This is a genomic window from Vibrio sp. (assembly GCF_050299255.1).
Lineage (GTDB): Bacteria > Pseudomonadota > Gammaproteobacteria > Enterobacterales > Vibrionaceae > Vibrio.
Genome location: NZ_JBNKVP010000175.1, coordinates 1 through 1744, shown reverse-complemented (window position 1 = coordinate 1744; position 1744 = coordinate 1). Strand labels below are relative to the sequence as shown.

The window sequence follows — 1744 nt, the reverse complement described above, 5'->3', positions numbered from 1 at the left end:
CTTGCCTTATTTGCATCCACCGTTGAATCTAAGGGGTCCCTATGAGCCGTCTCGCCACTGCAGAATTTTCCGCGCCGCTGGACATGATCATCGTCGGCGGCGGCATCAACGGATCCGGGATCGCCGCCGATGCGGCTGGAAGAGGCTTGCGGGTAGGTCTTTACGAAGCTGAGGATTTTGCTTCGGCGACCTCGTCGGCCAGCTCCAAACTAATCCATGGCGGTCTCAGATACCTGGAACACTTCGAGTTCCGCCTGGTCTCGGAAGCGCTGGCCGAGCGGGAAGTGATTCTGCATAAAGCGCCACATCTGGCTAAACCGATGCGTTTTATTTTGCCTCACCGGCCGTTCCTGCGTCCGGCCTGGATGATTCGTTGTGGGCTGTTTCTTTATGATCACTTAGGCCAGCGTACAACCTTACCAGCCAGCAGCCAGGTTGATCTCAGCCAATACCCGGGAATGCAACCTGAAATAAACACCGGGTTTGAGTATTCCGATTGCTGGGTTGATGATGCCAGATTGGTGCTGGCCAATGTCCAATCGGCATGGCAAAACGGTGCTGAAATTTCGAACTACTGTAAAGTGGTGGCTGCCAAACAGGATGCCGGCTTGTGGCGCGTGACACTGGAAGACCAGCTAACTGGCCAGCGCGTAGTGCGCTACTGCAAAGCGCTGATCAATGCTGCTGGCCCCTGGGTTAAACAGTTCTTTGAGCATCAGTTGGCGTCGATAGCACCGCGCAATATCCGACTGATTAAAGGTTCACATGTCGTGGTGCGGAAAATTCATTCCGACAGCCGCGCTTTTATCCTGCAAAACCGCGATGGGCGCATTGTGTTTGTCATCCCTTATCTGGACGACTTTTCGCTGATCGGCACCACCGATCTGGAGTATAACGACGACGCTCGCCAGGTCTCTATCTCAGCCGAGGAAATTGATTATCTGCTGGATGTCGTTAATCAACATTTCACCAAACCTGTTGCTAAGCAAGACATCATCTGGAGTTTCAGTGGCGTACGACCATTGTGTGATGATGAATCCGCCTCCGCTTCTGCCATCACTCGTGACTACACGCTGGAGCTGATAGCAGACAAAAATGCCCCACCGCTGCTATCGGTGTTTGGTGGCAAACTGACCACCTATCGCAAATTAGCCGAAGCGGCTATGGTCAAACTGGCGCCCTACTTTCCCAAGATGGGGGCCCCCTGGACAGCTTGCCAGGCGTTGCCCGGCGGTCAATTCAGCTGTAGCCGGGAACAACTGGTGCACGCGCTGTGCCTGCGCTATCCGTGGTTACCTGCCGGCCTCGCACAACGACTCGTTAATCAATACGGTAGCCAAAGCTGGCAGCTGCTCTCAGGAATAGGGTCAATGCAGCAGATGGGCCAGTGCTTTGGCCACGATCTGTATCAGCATGAAGTCGACTATCTAATCACCAACGAATGGGTCATCAATAGCCAGGATCTGCTGTGGCGGCGCAGCAAACTGGGTTTATACCTATCAATTGACCAACAAAAACAGCTGCAAGATTATCTGCAGCGGCAAAGTTTTAAGCCAGTAGAGCAACGCCAAATTGGTTAGATACAAAAGGGACGGGTTGCTTATTGGGATTATTGCCACTGTTCGCTATGATCTTGAAATAACATTCAAGACACTATAACTATAAGGGGGAAACCTGAATGAATCTGTCACTAATCGAGCAACTACCGAAAGTCGAGCTGCATTTACACATCGAAGGCTCGCTA

At 52.3% G+C, this 1744-nt stretch carries 1 protein-coding gene; it reads left to right on the top strand.

The features are described 5' to 3' along the window. Positions 1–41: 41 nt before the first annotated feature. Positions 42–1580 (top strand): glycerol-3-phosphate dehydrogenase, encoded by a 1539-nt coding sequence (glpD, locus tag ACQY6F_RS18900; RefSeq protein WP_428776661.1) that lies wholly within the window; start codon positions 42–44, stop codon positions 1578–1580. Positions 1581–1744 lie beyond the last annotated feature (164 nt).